A 17845-nucleotide genomic window follows, 5' to 3' on the forward strand; every position below is an offset into this window, starting at 1 on the left:
GGACTCGCGCACGGCGAGACGTCGTCGGGTGATGCGCCACCAGGGATGTGGCGCCCGACCACGCTACTTCTGGGGCCCTCGCCGACCGCAGTCCCAGAAAGAGGGGGCGGAGGGGGTCCGGCTGCACCCAGAACTGGGGTCCACGACCGGTTCGGCCCCGGTCCGGGGGACGCCTCGGCCGGTTCGCGGTGGTCGTCGGAGGGTGCATGTCCGCCAGCCTCCCGGACCCCGCACCGCTCCCGGAGTCCCGCTGAGCAGTCCGTGGAGAACGTCGGTGTCACACGGGGGTGTGGAGGAACAAGGCCACCGTCCGACGCGGGCCGGACAGCGCGGCACCGCGGAATCCCTCTCGACGCGCGCCCCCGCCCGGGCACATGATGAGTCATGGACATCACGAGCGTGACCGTGGGGTTGCCCGTCAGCGACATCGAGGCGTCCTGCCTCTGGTACGGCGCCGTCTTCGAGCGCACCGAGCCGGACCTCGAGCCCGAGGACGGCGTCGCCGAGTACGAGGTCGGCGGCATCTGGATCCAGCTCTACGTCGACGAACAGGCCGAGGAGAACCCGGTCAGTGTCCGCTTCGGCGTCGACGACGTCGCGGCGCAGCACGCACGCATCGGCGCGCTCGGCATCGACATCGGCCCCGTCGAGTGCGTCGACGGGGCCGTCGACTGGTTCGACGTCCGCGACCCCGACGGCAACGTGCTGAGCCTGTTCTCGCTGGTCGACGAGACCGGTCGCGGTTCCGGCCGCGACAACGGCGCGGGCCGCGCGCTCTAGCCGCGACCCCACGGCGGACGGGAGGCCCGTGGCGGCCCCGCACCGCGCCTCCAGGCCGTCACGTGGTGACGACACGACGAAGGCCCCGCCTCCTTGCGGAGACGGGGCCTTCGTGGGATCACATGAGGCTCAGTTGTACGTGCCCGGCGTGAAGTCGTCCGACGAGAAGCTGTCGAAGTCGACGAAGCTCAGGTCGGCGTCCGAGAACGACGAGTCGTCAGCGAAGATGCGGTTGGGGTACCGCTCCGCCTTCGCCTCTTCGGTCGCGTTCACGTCCACGTCACGGTACCGGCTGAGGCCCGTCCCGGCGGGGATGAGCTTACCGATGATGACGTTCTCCTTGAGGCCGACGAGGTGGTCCTGCTTGCCCTCCATGGCCGCCTGCGTGAGCACGCGGGTGGTCTCCTGGAAGGAAGCGGCGGACAGCCACGACTCGGTCGCGAGGGACGCCTTCGTGATGCCCATGACCTCCTGGCGAGCCGAGGCGGTCTTGCGACCCTCCTGCAGCGCCGCACGGTTCAGCGCGTTGTAGCGCGACCGGTCGACGAGCTCACCCGGCAGCAGGTCGGTGTCGCCGTGGTCGACGACGGTGACCTTGCGGAGCATCTGGCGGACGATGACCTCGATGTGCTTGTCGTGGATCGGCACACCCTGCGAGCCGTAGACGTCCTGCACGCCGTTGACCAGGTGCTTCTGGACCTCTCGGACACCCTTCACCCGGAGGACTTCCTTCGGGTCGACGGTGCCGGCGATGAACTGCTCGCCGAGCTCGACGTGCTGGTTGTCCTCGATGAGGAGCGTCGCACGCTTGAGCACCGGGTAGATGAACGGCTCGTCGCCGTTGTCCGGCGTGAGGATGATCCGACGACCCTTGTCCGTGTCCTCGACCACGACGCGGCCGGGGGCCTCGGCGATCGGGGACGCGCCCTTGGGGGTACGCGCCTCGAAGAGCTCCGTGACACGCGGCAGACCCTGGGTGATGTCGTCGGCCGAGGCCGAACCACCCGTGTGGAAGGTACGCATCGTCAGCTGGGTACCGGGCTCACCGATGGACTGCGCGGCGATGATGCCGACTGCCTCACCGATGTCGACCAGGTTGCCGGTGGCGAGCGAACGGCCGTAGCACTTCGCGCAGACACCGACGGCCGACTCGCAGGTCAGGACCGAGCGCACCTTGATGCTCTCGACACCGGCTGCCAGCAGCTTCTCGAGGAGCACGTCACCGACGTCCTCACCGGCCTCTGCCACGACCGTGCCCTGTGCGTCCACGGCCTCGGTGGCCAGGGTGCGGGAGTACACGGTGTTCTCGACGCGCGGGTCGCGGACGAGCTTGCCGTCGGCGTCCACGGTCGCGATCGGCAGCTCGAGGCCACGCGTCGTGCCGCAGTCGTCCTCGCGGATGATGACGTCCTGCGAGACGTCCACGAGACGACGGGTGAGGTACCCGGAGTCCGCGGTACGGAGCGCGGTGTCGGCAAGACCCTTACGAGCACCGTGGGTGGCGATGAAGTACTCCGCCACGGTCAGGCCCTCGCGGTACGAGTTGATGATCGGGCGGGCGATGATCTCGCCCTTCGGGTTGTTCACCAGACCACGCATACCGGCGATGTTGCGGACCTGGAGCCAGTTACCACGAGCACCGGACGACACCATGCGGTTGATGGTGTTGTCGACCGGGAAGTTGTCGCGCATCTCCTGCGCGATCTCGTTCGTGGCCTCGGTCCAGATCTTGATCAGGTCGGCGCGACGCTCGGAGTCGGTGATCAGACCCTTGTCGAACTCGCCCTGCACCTTGGCGGCCTGGATCTCGTAGCCCGCGATGATCTCCTTCTTGCGAGGAGGCGTCACGACGTCCGACAGGGCGACGGTCACACCGGAGCGGGTGCCCCAGTAGAAGCCGGCGTCCTTGATCCGGTCCAGCGCAGCGGCCGTCTCGGTCTTGGAGTAGCGCTCGGCGAGGTCGTTGACGATCGCGGAGAGCACGCCCTTGTCGGTGACCTTCTGGACGAACGGGTAGTTCGCCGGCAGGGTCTCGTTGAAGAGCGCACGGCCCAGGGTCGTCTCGAGCAGCACGGTGTCGCCCTGCTCGTAACCCTCGGGAGCTTCACCCTCGGCGAAGTGGACACCCGTCATGCGGATCTTCACCATCGCGTTGAGGTGCAGCGTGTGCTGGTCGTTCGCCAGGATCGCCTCGGCCACCGACGAGAACGCACGGCCCTCGCCCACGGCGCCCTCGCGGACGGTCGTGAGGTGGTGCAGACCGATGATCATGTCCTGTGCGGGCAGGGTCACCGGGCGGCCGTCGGACGGCTTCAGGATGTTGTTCGAGGCGAGCATCAGGATGCGGGCCTCGGCCTGGGCCTCGACCGACAGCGGCAGGTGCACGGCCATCTGGTCGCCGTCGAAGTCCGCGTTGAACGCAGCACAGACGAGCGGGTGGAGCTGGATGGCCTTGCCCTCGACGAGCTGCGGCTCGAACGCCTGGATGCCCAGACGGTGCAGCGTCGGCGCACGGTTCAGCAGGACGGGGCGCTCGCGGATGATCTCCTCGAGCACGTCCCACACCTGCGGACGCGAACGCTCGACCATGCGCTTGGCCGACTTGATGTTCTGCGCGTGCGACAGGTCGATGAGGCGCTTGATCACGAACGGCTTGAAGAGCTCGAGCGCCATCTGCTTGGGCAGACCGCACTGGTGCAGCTTCAGCTGCGGGCCGACGATGATGACCGAACGGCCCGAGTAGTCGACGCGCTTGCCGAGCAGGTTCTGGCGGAAACGACCCTGCTTGCCCTTGAGCATGTCGCTCAGGGACTTCAGGGCGCGGTTGCCGGTACCCGTGACCGGACGTCCACGACGACCGTTGTCGAACAGCGCGTCGACCGCTTCCTGCAGCATGCGCTTCTCGTTGTTCACGATGATCTCGGGGGCACCGAGGTCGAGCAGGCGGCGGAGACGGTTGTTGCGGTTGATCACACGACGGTAGAGGTCGTTGAGGTCCGACGTGGCGAAACGGCCACCGTCGAGCTGCACCATCGGGCGCAGCTCCGGCGGGATGACCGGCACGACGCCGAGCACCATCGCGGCCGGCGAGTTGCCGGTGGCGAGGAAGGAGCTGACGACGCGCAGACGCTTGATCGCGCGGATCTTCTTCTGGCCCTTGCCCTCGGCGATCTGCAGACGCAGTGCCTCGGCCTCGGCGGCCAGGTCGAACGCCTCGAGCCGGAGCTTGATCGCCTCGGCGCCCATGTAGGCGTCGAAGTAGATCCCGAACCGGTCCTGGAGCTCGTGGAAGACGGCGTCCTCGGGCTTGAGGTCGCCCACCTTGAGGTTGCGGAAGTCCTCCCACACACGCTCGAGACGGGTGATGTCCTCGTCGAACGACTTGCGGACCTGGGACATCTCCTTCTCGGCAGTGTCCTTGGTGCGGCGCTTGACGTCGGCCTTCGCACCCTCTTCCTCAAGGGCTGCGAGGTCGTCCTCGAGCTTCTTGAGGCGGTCGGCGATGATCGAGTCGCGCTGGCCCTCGAGGGTCTTGATCTCGAGACGCATCTCGTTCTCGAGACCCGGCATGTCCGCGTGACGGCCCTCTTCATCGATGTCGATGATCATGTACGCCGCGAAGTAGATGACCTTCTCGAGGTCCTTCGGCGCCATGTCGAGGAGGTACCCGAGGCGCGACGGGACGCCCTTGAAGTACCAGATGTGCGTGACGGGGGCAGCGAGCTCGATGTGGCCCATGCGCTCACGACGGACCGAGGACTTGGTGACCTCGACGCCGCAGCGCTCGCAGACGATGCCCTTGAACCGGACACGCTTGTACTTGCCGCAGGCGCACTCCCAGTCACGGGAAGGACCGAAGATCTGCTCGCCGAACAGACCGTCCTTCTCGGGCTTCAGGGTGCGGTAGTTGATGGTCTCCGGCTTCTTGACCTCGCCGTACGACCACTGACGGATGTCCTCGGCGGTCGCGAGGCCGATCCGAATGGCGTCAAAGGAAGTTGCTTCGAGCAATGTTCTTCTCTCTTGCTGATTCAGGCTTCGATGTACGGGCGGGATCAGATGTCGTCGACAGAGGACGACTCGAACCGCGAGGAGATGTTGATGCCCAGCTCCTCCGCAGCGCGGAAGACCTCGTCATCGTTGTCGCGCAGGCTGACCGCCTGGCCGTCGGCCGAGAGGACCTCGACGTTCAGGCAGAGCGACTGCATCTCCTTCATGAGGACCTTGAAGGACTCGGGGATGCCGGGTTCCTGGATGTTCTCGCCCTTGACGATCGCCTCGTAGACCTTCACGCGGCCGAGGATGTCGTCGGACTTGATCGTCAGGAGCTCCTGGAGGGCGTAGGCGGCGCCGTACGCTTCGAGCGCCCACACCTCCATCTCACCGAATCGCTGTCCACCGAACTGCGCCTTACCACCCAGCGGCTGCTGCGTGATCATCGAGTACGGACCGGTCGAACGCGCGTGGATCTTGTCGTCGACCAGGTGGTGCAGCTTGAGGATGTACATGTAGCCGACCGAGACGGGCTCCGGGAACGGCTCGCCGGAGCGGCCGTCGAAGAGCTGCGCCTTGCCGGACGAGCCGATCAGGCGCTCGCCGTCGCGGTTCGGGAGGGTCGAGTCGAGGAGGCCCTCGATCTCGCGCTCGTACGCACCGTCGAACACCGGGGTGGCGACCTTGGTGCCGGGCTCGGCGCTGTGCGCTGCCTCCGGCAGGTTCTCGGCCCAGTCCTGGATGCCCTCGACGTTCCAGCCCTGCTTGGCGAGCCACCCGAGGTGGATCTCGAGCACCTGGCCGAAGTTCATGCGGCCGGGGACGCCGAGCGGGTTGAGGACGATGTCGACGGGGGTGCCGTCGGCGAGGAACGGCATGTCCTCGACCGGGAGGATGGTCGAGATGACGCCCTTGTTGCCGTGACGACCGGCGAGCTTGTCACCCGCGGTGATCTTGCGCTTCTGGGCGATGTAGACGACCACGCGCTGGTTGACGCCCGAGCCGAGCTCGTCGTCGCCGTCCTGCGAGTCGAACACCTTGACGCCGATGATCGTGCCCTCTTCACCGTGGGGCACCTTGAGCGAGGTGTCGCGGACTTCGCGCGACTTCTCGTTGAAGATGGCACGGAGCAGACGCTCCTCGGCGCTCAGCTCGGTCTCGCCCTTCGGCGTGACCTTGCCGACGAGGATGTCGCCGGGGCGGACCTCGGCACCGATGCGGATGATGCCGCGCTCGTCGAGGTCGGCCAGCAGGTCCGGGCTGACGTTGGGGAGGTCACGGGTGATCTCCTCCTTGCCGAGCTTGGTGTCGCGGGCGTCGACCTCGTACTCCTCGATGTGGATCGAGGAGAGCGTGTCGTCCTTGATGAGGTTCTGCGACAGGATCATCGCGTCCTCGTAGTTGTAGCCCTCCCACGGCATGAACGCGACGAGGAGGTTCTTGCCGAGCGCGAGCTCGCCGTTCTCCGTCGCGGGACCGTCGGCGATGACCTCGCCCTGCTCCACGCGCTCGCCTGCGGAGACGATGACGCGGTGGTTGTAGCTCGTGCCCTGGTTGGAGCGGTCGAACTTGCGCAGGTAGTAGGTCTGCGTGCCGCCCTCGTCGAGCTGCAGGGTGACGGCGTCGGCCGAGACCTCGGAGACGACACCGGCCTTGTCGGCGGTGACGACGTCGCCGGCGTCGATGGCCGTGTAGCCCTCCATGCCGGTGCCGACGAGCGGCGACTCGGAACGGAGCAGCGGGACGGCCTGACGCTGCATGTTCGCACCCATGAGGGCGCGGTTCGCGTCGTCGTGCTCGAGGAACGGGATGAGCGACGTCGCGACCGACACCATCTGGCGCGGGGAGACGTCCATGTAGTCGACCTCGTCCTTGGCGACGAGTTCGACCTCGCCACCCTTCTTGCGGACGAGCACCTTGTCGTCGGCGAAGTGGAAGTCGTTCGTCAGCGGGGCGTTGGCCTGCGCGACGACGAAGTCGTCCTCTTCCGAAGCGGTGAGGTAGTCGATGGTCTTCGTGACCTCGCCGTCGACGACGCGACGGTACGGGGTCTCGATGAAGCCGAAGGAGTTGATCCGACCGAACGACGCGAGCGAACCGATCAGGCCGATGTTCGGGCCTTCCGGGGTCTCGATCGGGCACATGCGGCCGTAGTGCGACGGGTGGACGTCACGGACCTCGACGCCGGCACGCTCACGGGACAGACCACCCGGGCCGAGGGCCGAGAGACGACGCTTGTGCGTCAGGCCCGCGAGCGGGTTGTTCTGGTCCATGAACTGCGACAGCTGGGACGTTCCGAAGAACTCCTTGATCGCGGCGACGACCGGACGCACGTTGATGAGCGTCTGGGGCGTGATCGCCTCGATGTCCTGCGTGGTCATGCGCTCGCGGACGACGCGCTCCATGCGGGACAGACCCGTGCGGACCTGGTTCTGGATGAGCTCGCCGACGGCGCGGATGCGACGGTTGCCGAAGTGGTCGATGTCGTCCACGTCGAGGCGCAGCTGCACCGGCTCGCCGTCACGGACGCCGTCGATCGTGGTGCGCTCAGCGTGCAGCGACACCAGGTACTTGATCGTCGCGACGATGTCCTTGACGGTGAGCACCGAGTCGGACAGCGGGGCGTCCATGCCGAGCTTGCGGTTGACCTTGTAGCGGCCGACCTTCGCCAGGTCGTAGCGCTTCGGGTTGAAGTAGAAGTTGTCGAGGAGCGCACGCGCGGCCTCGGCAGCGACCTGCTCACCCGGACGGAGCTTGCGGTAGATGTCCTTGAGCGCCTCTTCCTTCGTGAGGACGGCGTCCTTCTCGAGGGTCGACTCGATCGACGCGAAGCCCTGGAACTCGTCCATGATCTCTTCGCTCGTCAGGCCGAGGGCCTTGAGGAAGACGGTCACGGACTGCTTGCGCTTGCGGTCGATGCGCACGCCCACCTGGTCGCGCTTGTCGATCTCGAACTCGAGCCAGGCACCACGCGACGGGATGATCCGCGCCGAGTAGATGTCCTTGTCGGAGGTCTTCTCCTGCTGGCGCTCGAAGTACACGCCGGGCGAACGGACGAGCTGCGACACGACGACGCGCTCGGTGCCGTTGATGATGAACGTGCCGCGTTCGGTCATGAGCGGGAAGTCGCCCATGAAGACCGTCTGCGTCTTGATCTCACCCGTCATGTGGTTCATGAACTCGGCGTTGACGTACAGCGGAGCGGCGTAGGTCTTGCCGCGCTCCTTGCAGTCGTCGATCGAGTACTTCGGGTCTTCGAGCTCCGGCGCGGTGAACGAGAGCTGCATGGTCTCGCCGAGGTCCTCGATCGGGGAGATCTCCTCGAAGATCTCCTCGAGCCCCGAGTGCAGCGCGAGGTCGGTACGACCCTGCTCCTGCCCTTCGGCGAGGCGGGCCTTCCAGACGTCGTTGCCGACGAGCCAGTCGAAGCTCTCCGTCTGGAGTGCGAGCAGATCAGGAACCGTGAGGGTGTCCGTGATCTTGGCGAACGAGAGTCGCGAGTGGTTGCGACCGTTCTTGGGGTTGGTGGATGCGTTGGGCGCAGCAGCCAAGGGTGTGACCTCCGGTAGGCCCCGTCGGGCCGACACTGACGAGCAGTGTGTAGGTGAGTGGATTGATCGCTCGGCGAACCCTGAGATGCAAGCCCTGCGACCACGCCGACGCGTGCCTGACGCGGAACGTCGGTGCACGTGTGGGATGATCTCCGTGAGCGGTACCCGCCGCCATATACGGGTCCGGCTGCACCAGGGCGAGATGAGTTTCTGTCTCAGAACTCTGCGTCGACCGCAATATGACGACACGGATGCCAGGGAGCGCGAACTGTCATCATAGTTCGCTCCGTGGCGCGCTGTCCAGTCCCGGCTTGACCGGATTCGGCAGTGGCGTGTATAAGCCGCCACGCACCGCTTCCATTCCCGCGCTCAGCCGGGTCCGTGCTCAGCCGAGCCCGTGATCAACCGAGACGCTCGCGCTCGACGTGATCCGCGCCTCCCGGCCCGCCCGGCAGTCCGGCCAGCGCACGGAACGCGTCCTCCGGTCGACGCGTGCGGACGAACGTGACCCGGCCCCGGTCGTCCGTGAGCTCGATCCCGAGCCCCGGCGTGAGGATGAGCGCACGCACGCCGCGACGGATCCGCAGGCCGACACCGCCGTAGGTGGCCGCGTCCGCCTCGACCAGGCGGACGTCGGTGATCCGCCGGCGCGGGATGCGCCGTGGCGGGAGCGGACGGAAGTGCAGGGTCACGTGCCGCTCGGTGACGGTGAACCCGGCACGCGCGAGCAGGAGCAGCGCCCCGAGGGCGACGGCGAGCAGGGCCGGCACCAGCAGGGCGACCTCCGGTGCGTCCCCGGGCCAGCCGAGCACGGCGGCGGACAGGCCGGCGCCGCCGACGAGCAGCGCCGTGCCGACGACCCGCATCCAGGTGGGCGCCGTCTCGCGGTCGGCGTGGAACGGCAGGGAGGCACGCGAAGCGCGCGACGGCCGAGAAGCGCGGGTCGTTCGGGAGGCCCGGATCACCCGGATGGGTCGGGTGCCGGCCCGGCGGGTGTCCGGGGTGGTGGAACGAGCGGTGGGCACGCTCATGGTGTCGGCGGTCATGACGGAGGTCTCCTGCGGCGGATCAGCAGTGGTGCACTCGTCATCGGGTGCGGTGCGTTCGACGGCCAGCGCGCGCGGGTGGCCGGAGGGGTGGCGCGCAGCAGCACGCCGACGACGCGCACGCTCGAGCGGTGGGGGCGCTCACGGGCACGTCGTGGTCACGGTGTCCGGGCGGACGCGTGGTGTGTGAGGCACACACGCATCGACGCTCTGGCGTCGTGACGACAGGCGTCAACGGTACGCAACGAGTCTTGGCGTCCGCTGGTCGTCCATGTGTACGCATCCACGTGTCCGCAGTGCGTCGCCTGGGGACGACGAGGTGCTGCTGACGGTCAGCGCAGGACGCGGGCGACGGCCTCGGCGCGGGTCCGGACCCCGAGCTTCGCGAACACCTGGTTCACGTACGACTTCACGGTGGGCACCGTCAGGAACAGCTCGGCGGCGATCTGCGGGTTCGTCCGGCCGTCCGCGATCCGCTCGAGGACGTCCACTTCGCGCGGGGTGAGGTCCGGGAACCGGGCACCGAGTGACCGGCCCGGATCAGCTCCCGCCGGCGCAGCGGAACCAGCAGCGGCGCCGGCATCGGCACCAGCAACACCGGCGAGGCGCGCCACCAGCCGCGCCCCCACGGTCGCGTCGAAGGTCGACTGCCCGGCGGCCACCGCCCGCACCGCGGTCGCGATCTCCGCCCGCCCGGCGTCCTTCGTCAGGTAGCCGCGCGCTCCCGCCCGCAGCGCGGTGACGACGGAGTCGTCGTCGGCGTAGGTCGTCAGCACCAGGACCGCCACCCCGGGGTGCTCGGCGACGATGCGCGCGGTCGCGGTCGGTCCGTCGACCCCCGGCATCCGCAGGTCCATCAGGACGACGTCGGGCACGTGCCGGTCGACGGCGGCGATCGCCTCGGCACCGTCCGCCGCCTGCCCGACGACCTGCAGGTCGGGCACGAGCGACAGCACCGTCACCAGGCCGTCGCGGACGATGGCCTGGTCGTCGACCACGAGCACCCGGATCGTCACGAGCGGTCGTCCTCGGCGGCGCCCGGAGCGTCCGCGGTCTCCGCATCGACCGAACCGTCGACGGGCAGGTGCATGGCGACGACGAACTCGTCATCGGAACGCTCGGCCTCCACCGTGGCCTCGCTGCCGAGTTCCGCGAACCGCTCGCGCATCCCGAGCAACCCCTGTCCACCGCTCGGCAGCGGGTTGGCCACGACGACGTCCACGGCGTCGCCGTCCCGGATCACGGACAGGGACACGGGGCGGCCGGGAGCGTGCCTGCGGGCGTTGCTGAGGGCCTCCCGGACGACCTGGACCACGGCGGCCCGGTGGGCGTCGTCGAGGACCGCGAGGGTCGCGTCGCCCTGCACGACGACCTCGCCGCCGAACGAGCGGTGCGCGTCGAGCAGGGCCGTCAGGCCCGACGCGTGGTCGGCGGACGGACTGGAGGCACGGGTCGGCTCCGGCTGGTCGGGCTGCGGTTCGTCGCGGAGCGCGTGCACCGCACGCCGCGCCTCGGCCAGGCCGTCCGCGGCCAGCGCGCGGGCATCGCCGGCTCGGCGGGTGGCCTCGTCGACGCGGCCGGCCTCGAGCAGGGCCTCGACCGCGTCGAGCTGCAGCACCAGGCCGCCGAGCGAGTGGGCGAGGACGTCGTGGATGTCCCGGGACGCCCGCGACCGGTCGGCGAGGAGCCGTGCGCGCTGCTGCTGCCGCTCGGTCTCGCGGGCCTGCGCCGTCGTGATCCGCACCTGCCGACGGCTGAATCCGACGAGCACGCCGAGCAGCAGCCCGCCGCCGACGCCGAGGACGAACTGCACCGACGTCTGCTCGAGCGTCGCGGTGACGGCGACCACCACGACGGCGGCGAGCGCGGCGACCGCGGCCGTCCAGACCGGCAGGCGGAGGTCGGCGCCGAGGACGACGAGCCCGACGATCACCGGGACGACCAGGAGCGAGTCGGTCGGCACCACGACGCAGGATCCGGCGGCGATCATCACGCCGGCAGCGGCGACGAGCACGCGGGGCGTGCGTGCTCCTTCGCGCACGGCCCAGGCGGCGAGCGCCACGGCCCCGAGGGCCCAGACCCACGCGGGGTGGTGGAGCAGCAGGCCGTTCCGGACGAACCAGAAGGCCACCACGGCGATCCCGACGGCGTTGAGTCCCCAGGTGAGCACCGAGCGGGACCGGACCCCGGCGGGGTCGGTCGGGTCCGGGTCGGTGGGCAGGCTCACCGGACCATCATGCCGCGGCGGGCGGCCGCCGACCGGTCACCGCCGCGGGGGATGCGCTGGTCGACGACCAGGGCACGGGCGGCGCGGTTCAGGGCGAGCACGAGCAGGATCGTGCCGGTCGAGGTGAGCAGGTGCGCGCCGAGGTGGCCGCCGAGGACGTCGAGTCCGATGCGGGCGGCGATCAGGACGAGCCAGAGGGCGGCGCCGAGCCAACCGGTGCGGGACTGCAGGGTGCGGCCCTTGTCGTCCGGTGTCGTGACGGTGCGGAACCGGGTCATGGCCCCCATCGCCAGGCCGACGCCGACGGTGAGCAGGGCCTCGAGGCCGAGGAACACGACGTCCGTGGTGGTGACGGTCGTCGTGGTCTGCGCGAGGACGACCACGCCGACGATCGCCATCACGAGCGGACCCCGCCAGATGCGCGCCGGGTCGAGGAACCGCCAGGTCGCCTGCCGGTACGCCAGGAAGCCGACGAGGGCGAGGCCGATGAGCACGTTCGCGAGGAGCTGGACCGACATGGTGTGCCTTTCGAGGTGGTCCGGCGGGGCGTTCCCGACCGGTGTGATCAGCCTCGTTCCGTGCGTCCCGCGGGCACACCAACCAGGGGTGGGGACGCGGGTGGTGATCGCGGTGGTGTTCCATTGACGGCATGGCTGATGCGTTCGACGGGTTCCGGATCGGTGCGGGGTACTCGGTGGTGGAGCCGGACCGGCACCGGCCGGGGTCCTTCACCCTGGTGGTGGACGGCACCCCGCAGTCGCACGTGGACCTCGAGGACCCGACCCACCTGGCGTTCGAGTACATCCGTCGGATCGGGCACGCGATCGACCTGCTGCCGGACGGCCCGATCACGGCACTGCACCTGGGCGCCGGCGCCCTCACCCTGCCCCGCTACGTCGCGGTGACCCGTCCGGGTTCGCGGCAGCAGGTGATCGAGCTCGAGCGTGACCTGGTCGAGCACGTGCGCGAGGCCCTGCCGTTCCCCCGTGGCGCGTCGATCCGGGTGCGGTACGGCGATGCCCGGGAGGTCCTCGGCAAGCTGCCCGCCGGGCTCCGCGGCACCGTGGACCTGGCGGTGGTGGACGTCTTCGGCGGTTCGCAGATCCCCGCCCACGTGACGAGCGTCGAGTTCTACCGCGAGGTCGCCGCGTTCCTGTCGCCGACGGGCATCGTCGCGGTGAACGTGGCCGACGGCGCCGGGTTGGCCTTCGCCCGCGGGCAGGCGTCGACGCTGCAGTCGGTGCTGCCGTCGGTCGCGGCGGTGGCGGACACCGGGATGCTCAAGGGCCGGCGGTTCGGGAACATCGTGCTGCTCGGGTCGCCGACCGACCTGCCGGTGGCGGACATGCCGAGGCGGTACTCGTCCGACCCGATGCCGGCCAAGGTCGTGCACGGTGCGGAACTCCGGTCGTTCATCGCCGGGGCGCCGATCGTCACGGACCAGACGGCGGTCGCGTCGCCGGAGCCGAACCGGAGCGTGTTCGGGGGCTGACGCCCGCCCGCGGCGTCGCCGGGGACGGACTTCGGGCACTCGACGGGTCCGGCTGTCAGGATGGTCTGAACGACCGCGCAGCTGCGCGACCGAGCGATGGGAACCCTGATGACGAACGACGACCGGAACGACCAGGACCGGACGGGCGACGGCCAGGCGCCGCGCTGGGGCGACGCCCCGCAACAGCAGCAGCCCGACGCCGATGCCCCGCGGTACGGCGAGCGGGTGGACCCGGCGCCGACCTCGACCCCGCAGTACGGCGAGCAGTACGGCCAGGGCCAGCAGCAGTACGGCCAGGGCCAGGGCCAGTACGAGCAGCAGTCCGGGCAGGGCGAGCAGCAGTACGGGCAGCAGCAGTACGGCCAGCCGTCGAGCACGCCGAGCTGGAACGACCAGCAGCGCCACGACCAGGGCCAGCACCACGACCAGCAGCCGTACGCCGCCGCGCCCGCGCACTCCGGCGCACCGGCCTGGCAGAGCCACGACGAGCCGAAGCCCAAGAAGAAGACCGTCGGCATCATCGCCTTCGTGCTCGGCCTGCTCGCGCTCGTGCTCGGCGTCGTCGGCGGCTACATCATGGGTTCGGCCATCAGCAACAGCGGTGTGATCGACCAGATCACGCAGAACGGTTCGACGAACCTCACGCCCGAGCAGATGCAGAGCGAGGTCATGAGCGACCCGGACGTCCGCTCGCAGCTCGTGGGCGGCATCGCCGTGATCGGCATCGCCGCGTTCCTCGGACTCTGGGCACTCGTGCAGGGGATCATCGCGGCCGTCGCCAAGCGCGGTCGTGTCTGGGGCATCCTGGCGATCGTCCTGGCGGTCGTCGCGACCATCGCGACGTTCGTCACCTACGCCGGCGTGGCCGCCGCCGGCGCGATGGGCGCCAACTCCTGATCGACCCCTCGACCGAACGGCCCGTCGCGCTCCGGCACGGCGGGCCGTTCGTCGTCCCGGGGGCACGCGCGGACGCCTGCACCCGCGCAACCTGAGCGCGTCGCACCGACCGCTCCCGGGAGACCGCGGCTACCCTCGAACCGATGTCCCTCCCGCCCGACGACCGCCAGCAGCCCGACCTGTCCGACCGTTCCCGTGAACCGCGCCACGCGGCTCCCGTGACGGCCGGAGTCAGCCCGGGCAGCACCTTCGCGCCCATCAGCCTGCGACCCGCGGTCGACGTCGACGCCGTGCACCAGCGGCTCCGTGACCTCGGTCAGAGCCGCAGCACCGACGCCCTCGCCGAACGGGCCGAGCTCCTCCGCCTGCTCGGCCGTCTGGACGAGTCGCTCGTGATCGCCGAAGAGGTGTTCCGCCTCGCGATGTTCACCGGGGAGCGCCAGGACAAGGTCGCCGCGCGGATCCGTCGTGCGCACGTCCTGCACGACCTCGGCCGGCACGACCGCGCCGCCGCCGAGGCCGCCATGGCCCGCGACACCGCCGCCACCGAGGAGTGGCCCGAGCTCGAGGGCGCCGCGGCCGAGATCGAGGGCTGGTCGCTGTTCGAGAACGACCGCTTCGACGAGGCCCGCGCCGCACTGTCGCGGGCGTACCAGGCCTTCCGGCAGGCGGGCGCACCGTCCGAGCGCACCGACGCACTGCGCACTGCAGTCGAGGCCGCCATGCGGGCCTCGATCACGAACCCGGCGGAACCGTCCGACCGGCCCCGGACGGCCCGCGAGGTCGCCGCCCGCCGCGCCGAGGACGACGAGCCCACGACCCGCGTCGCCGAGCCGGTGAAGCAGGTCCCGCCGATCCGCCGGCGCGTGCTCGGTGCGCCCGACGCCGCCCGGACCGAGGCCGACGACATCTGGGGCCGGATCGCGGCCCGGGCAGCGAAGAAGGGCCAGGCCGACCCGCGCGCCGAGCAGTGACCGCGCTCGAGACCGTCCGGCTCCGCGCCGAAGCGCTCATCGCGGAACACCTCGGCGCCGGGACGTGGGCGTTCGGGTTCGACCACGCCAAGACCCGCGCGGGCCAGTGCGACTTCGCGCGGAAGCGGATCACGGTGAGCCGCCACCTGGCCACCCGGTTCTCCGACGACGACGTCGAACAGGTCCTGCTGCACGAGGTCGCGCACGCCCTCGCCGGCGCCCGGGCGGCACACGGACCGAAGTGGAAGCGCACGGCCGCGTCGATCGGGTACACCGGTTCCCGGCTGCACGACGGGCCGATCGCCAGCGAGCTCGCCCCCTGGATCGGCACCTGCCCCGCGGGACACGAGCACTTCCGGTACCGCACGCCCACCCGTCCCCTGGCCTGCGCCCGCTGTTCCCGGCGGTTCGACGCCCGGAACGTCATCACCTGGCGGCGACGGACCGCGGACGACGACGCGGCCACGATGGCGTCGACTACCGCATGAGGTGCCCGACGCACGGAGGCGCGCCGGTAACCCGTTAGCCTGGGCGGATGCACACGGGGCAGCACATCCGCACGGACGCCGGTTCCTCCTGGTACTTCGACGCCGGACGGATCGCGCTCGACTTCGCGCACACGGGTGGCTTCGCCGACGACCCCACCGGACGCCGACCGCGGTCGCAGCTCGGGGAGCTGCTCGCGAGTCCGGCCGACCTGGACGAGTGGCTCAGCGAGCACACCGAGCCGATCGACGTCGGTGCCAGCGCCCGCGAGCTGCAGGACGCCCGTGCCCTGCGTGCCGCGATCGCCCGGCTCGCCGTGGCCGCCGCCCCCGCGCCGGCGAGCACCGCCGCGGAGCGCACCGCCGTGGCGGCGGGCCTGCGCGCCGGAGCCGGCCGCACGCGCCCCGCGCCCGACGACATCGACACCGTCAACCTGTTCGCCGCCCTGCCGGACGTGCCCCCGAGCCTCCCGGGTGGCCGACGCCGCGCCGGAGCGAACCGGGTCCGCCTGGCGCAGGCCCTGTCGAGCGTCGCGCGCGACGCCGTCGCGCTCTTCACCGAGGTCGGCTTCGACGACGTCGAGGCCGACGGTCGGCCGACGCGGCTGAGCCGGTGCTCGGCCGAGGACTGCGGCCTGGTGTTCTACGACTCGTCGCGCGGTGGGACCCGTCGCTGGTGCTCGATGCAGCGGTGCGGCAACAGGGCGAAGGTCCGGGCGCACCGCGCTCGCCGCGCCGCGGAGTGAGCCCGAGCTGACACCTTCCTCTCGTCGCCCCGGAGGGGGCGAGTCGCGACACCCCGCGCACCTCGGCCGAGTGGTCACCAACCGTCGCCCGACGGCGTCGCAACCGTCAGGTTGCGATCACCCGACGCGACGCAAGCGACGAGTCGTGACCAGCCACCGGCCGGGAGGCGCGTGGCGGCGCCGCCACGGGCCTCCTGTCCGCCTTCCGCGAGCGGTCACGACACCCCGCGCACCTCGGCCGAGCGGTCACCGACCGTCTGCTGGCGGCGTCCCAGCCGACGGGTCGTGACCACCCGACACACGCACACGCGAGTGGCGACCGGCGAGCGCCACGACACAACGAAGAAAAAGATTCGGCCTGCCGAATTCTCTGGCAGGATCGGTGCATGACCGACACTGCCAGCCCCCGGCTCGACGAGCACCCATCCGGTGCCCCGCGTCGTCGTGCAGCCGGGCTCACCCTGCTCGGACCGGCCTTCGTGGCGGCCATCGCGTACGTCGACCCGGGCAACGTCGCCGCCAACCTGACGGCCGGCGCCGAGTACGGGTACCTGCTGCTCTGGGTGCTCGTGGCCGCGAACGCCAGCGCCGTGGTGGTGCAGTACCTGTCCGCCAAGCTCGGGGTGGTGACGGGCAAGTCGCTGCCCGAACACCTCGGCCTGCGGATGCGGCGAACCCCGCGCCTGCTCTTCTGGGGCCAGGCCGAGATCGTCGCCGCCGCGACCGACATCGCCGAGGTCATCGGTGGCGCCCTGGCGCTCTACCTGCTCTTCGACCTGCCGCTCGTGGTCGGCGGGATCATCACCGGGCTCGTCTCGATGCTCCTGCTGACCCTGCACAGCCGCCGGGGCACGCGCCTGTTCGAGACCGTGGTGACGGCGATGCTCGCGATCCTGACGGTGGGCTTCTGCGCCGGGCTGCTGTTCGCCCGGGTCACACCGGCCGACCTGGTCGCCGGGCTCGTGCCGCGGTTCGAGGGCGCGGGGTCCGTGCTGCTCGCGGCCTCGATGCTCGGTGCGACCGTGATGCCGCACGCGGTGTACCTGCACTCGGCGCTCGCCCGGGACCGCCACGGGGACGTCCCCGCCGGGCCGGAGCGTCGCCGGGTGCTCGTCGCGACCCGGTGGGACGTCGGGCTCGCGCTGATCGTCGCGGGCGGGGTGAACATCGCGATGCTCGTCCTCGCCGCGGCCACCCTGCCGGGCGTCGAGGGCACCGACTCCATCCCCGGTGCGCAGCGCGCCATCGCCGAGAACGTCGGCCCGGTCGTCGGGGTGCTCTTCGCCGTGGGCCTGCTCGCGTCCGGCCTGGCCTCGACCTCGGTGGGCTGCATGGCCGGCGCGGAGATCATGAAGGGCCTGCTGCACGTGCGGATCCCGCTCGTGGCCCGACGCGCGATCACCCTGGTGCCCGCGATCGTGCTGCTCGCGCTGAACGCCGACGCGACGATGCTGCTCGTCGTCAGCCAGGTGGTGCTGAGCTTCGGGATCGCCTTCGCGATCGTGCCCCTGGTGGTCTACACCTCGCGACGGAGCGTGATGGGGACCGACGTGAACGCCGCGACCACCCGCGTGGTGGCGTGGGTGATCGCGGCGGTCATCGTGGCGCTCAACGTCGCGCTGGTCGTGCTGACCCTGACCGGCTGAGGCCCGGC

The 17845-nt window shown here is 70.4% G+C and carries 13 protein-coding genes; 7 read left to right on the forward strand and 6 right to left on the reverse strand.

Annotated features, from left to right (window positions below; genetic code table 11):
* Positions 1 to 384 precede the first annotated feature (384 nt).
* Positions 385 to 780: a VOC family protein gene (locus tag FFG40_RS01960; protein WP_071245506.1), complete on the forward strand. Its 396-nt coding sequence runs from the start codon at positions 385 to 387 to the stop codon at positions 778 to 780.
* A 129-nt stretch (positions 781 to 909) separates the two neighbouring features.
* On the opposite strand, the gene rpoC is transcribed toward FFG40_RS01960, so the two are convergent.
* From rpoC to FFG40_RS01990, 6 genes are all read right to left on the reverse strand, one after another.
* A complete protein-coding gene (gene rpoC / locus FFG40_RS01965; RefSeq protein WP_027466748.1) occupies positions 910 to 4791 on the reverse strand; it encodes a DNA-directed RNA polymerase subunit beta' in 3882 nt (1293 codons plus the stop codon).
* Between the two features lie 44 nt (positions 4792 to 4835).
* Positions 4836 to 8324: a DNA-directed RNA polymerase subunit beta gene (gene rpoB, locus FFG40_RS01970; protein WP_027466749.1), complete on the reverse strand. Its 3489-nt coding sequence runs from the start codon at positions 8322 to 8324 to the stop codon at positions 4836 to 4838.
* 401 nt (positions 8325 to 8725) lie between these two features.
* Positions 8726 to 9370, reverse strand: coding sequence for a hypothetical protein (locus FFG40_RS01975; RefSeq protein WP_138802063.1), 645 nt, complete (start codon positions 9368 to 9370; stop codon positions 8726 to 8728).
* A gap of 332 nt (positions 9371 to 9702) precedes the next feature.
* A complete protein-coding gene (locus FFG40_RS01980) occupies positions 9703 to 10386 on the reverse strand; it encodes a response regulator transcription factor (RefSeq protein WP_138802064.1) in 684 nt (227 codons plus the stop codon).
* Positions 10383 to 11597: a sensor histidine kinase gene (locus FFG40_RS01985; protein WP_138802065.1), complete on the reverse strand. Its 1215-nt coding sequence runs from the start codon at positions 11595 to 11597 to the stop codon at positions 10383 to 10385. Before FFG40_RS01985 ends, FFG40_RS01980 begins: the two co-directional genes overlap by 4 nt.
* A complete protein-coding gene (locus FFG40_RS01990) occupies positions 11594 to 12115 on the reverse strand; it encodes a hypothetical protein (protein ID WP_138802066.1) in 522 nt (173 codons plus the stop codon). The genes FFG40_RS01985 and FFG40_RS01990 overlap by 4 nt, the downstream gene beginning before the upstream one ends.
* A 131-nt stretch (positions 12116 to 12246) precedes the next feature.
* Here FFG40_RS01990 and FFG40_RS01995 point away from each other — a divergent pair, with 131 nt between their 5' ends.
* The 6 genes from FFG40_RS01995 to FFG40_RS02020 all read left to right on the forward strand — a co-directional run bounded on the left by FFG40_RS01995 (position 12247) and on the right by FFG40_RS02020 (position 17837).
* Complete coding sequence (locus FFG40_RS01995; RefSeq protein WP_071245518.1) at positions 12247 to 13089, forward strand: spermidine synthase; 843 nt, start codon at positions 12247 to 12249, stop codon at positions 13087 to 13089.
* A 108-nt stretch (positions 13090 to 13197) separates the two neighbouring features.
* Positions 13198 to 13986, forward strand: a complete 789-nt coding sequence (locus FFG40_RS02000) for a DUF4064 domain-containing protein (RefSeq protein WP_138802067.1) — start codon at positions 13198 to 13200, stop codon at positions 13984 to 13986.
* Positions 13987 to 14129: 143 nt separating this feature from the next.
* Positions 14130 to 14960: a hypothetical protein gene (locus tag FFG40_RS02005; protein ID WP_051597003.1), complete on the forward strand. Its 831-nt coding sequence runs from the start codon at positions 14130 to 14132 to the stop codon at positions 14958 to 14960.
* Complete coding sequence (locus FFG40_RS02010) at positions 14957 to 15448, forward strand: SprT-like domain-containing protein (protein ID WP_138802068.1); 492 nt, start codon at positions 14957 to 14959, stop codon at positions 15446 to 15448. The genes FFG40_RS02005 and FFG40_RS02010 overlap by 4 nt, the downstream gene beginning before the upstream one ends.
* A 47-nt stretch (positions 15449 to 15495) precedes the next feature.
* Positions 15496 to 16191, forward strand: a complete 696-nt coding sequence (locus tag FFG40_RS02015) for a CGNR zinc finger domain-containing protein (RefSeq protein WP_138802069.1) — start codon at positions 15496 to 15498, stop codon at positions 16189 to 16191.
* Between the two features lie 386 nt (positions 16192 to 16577).
* Complete coding sequence (locus tag FFG40_RS02020) at positions 16578 to 17837, forward strand: Nramp family divalent metal transporter (protein ID WP_138802070.1); 1260 nt, start codon at positions 16578 to 16580, stop codon at positions 17835 to 17837.
* Positions 17838 to 17845: the final 8 nt, after the last annotated feature.

This window comes from Curtobacterium sp. KBS0715 (genome assembly GCF_005938005.2).
Lineage (GTDB): Bacteria > Actinomycetota > Actinomycetes > Actinomycetales > Microbacteriaceae > Curtobacterium > Curtobacterium flaccumfaciens.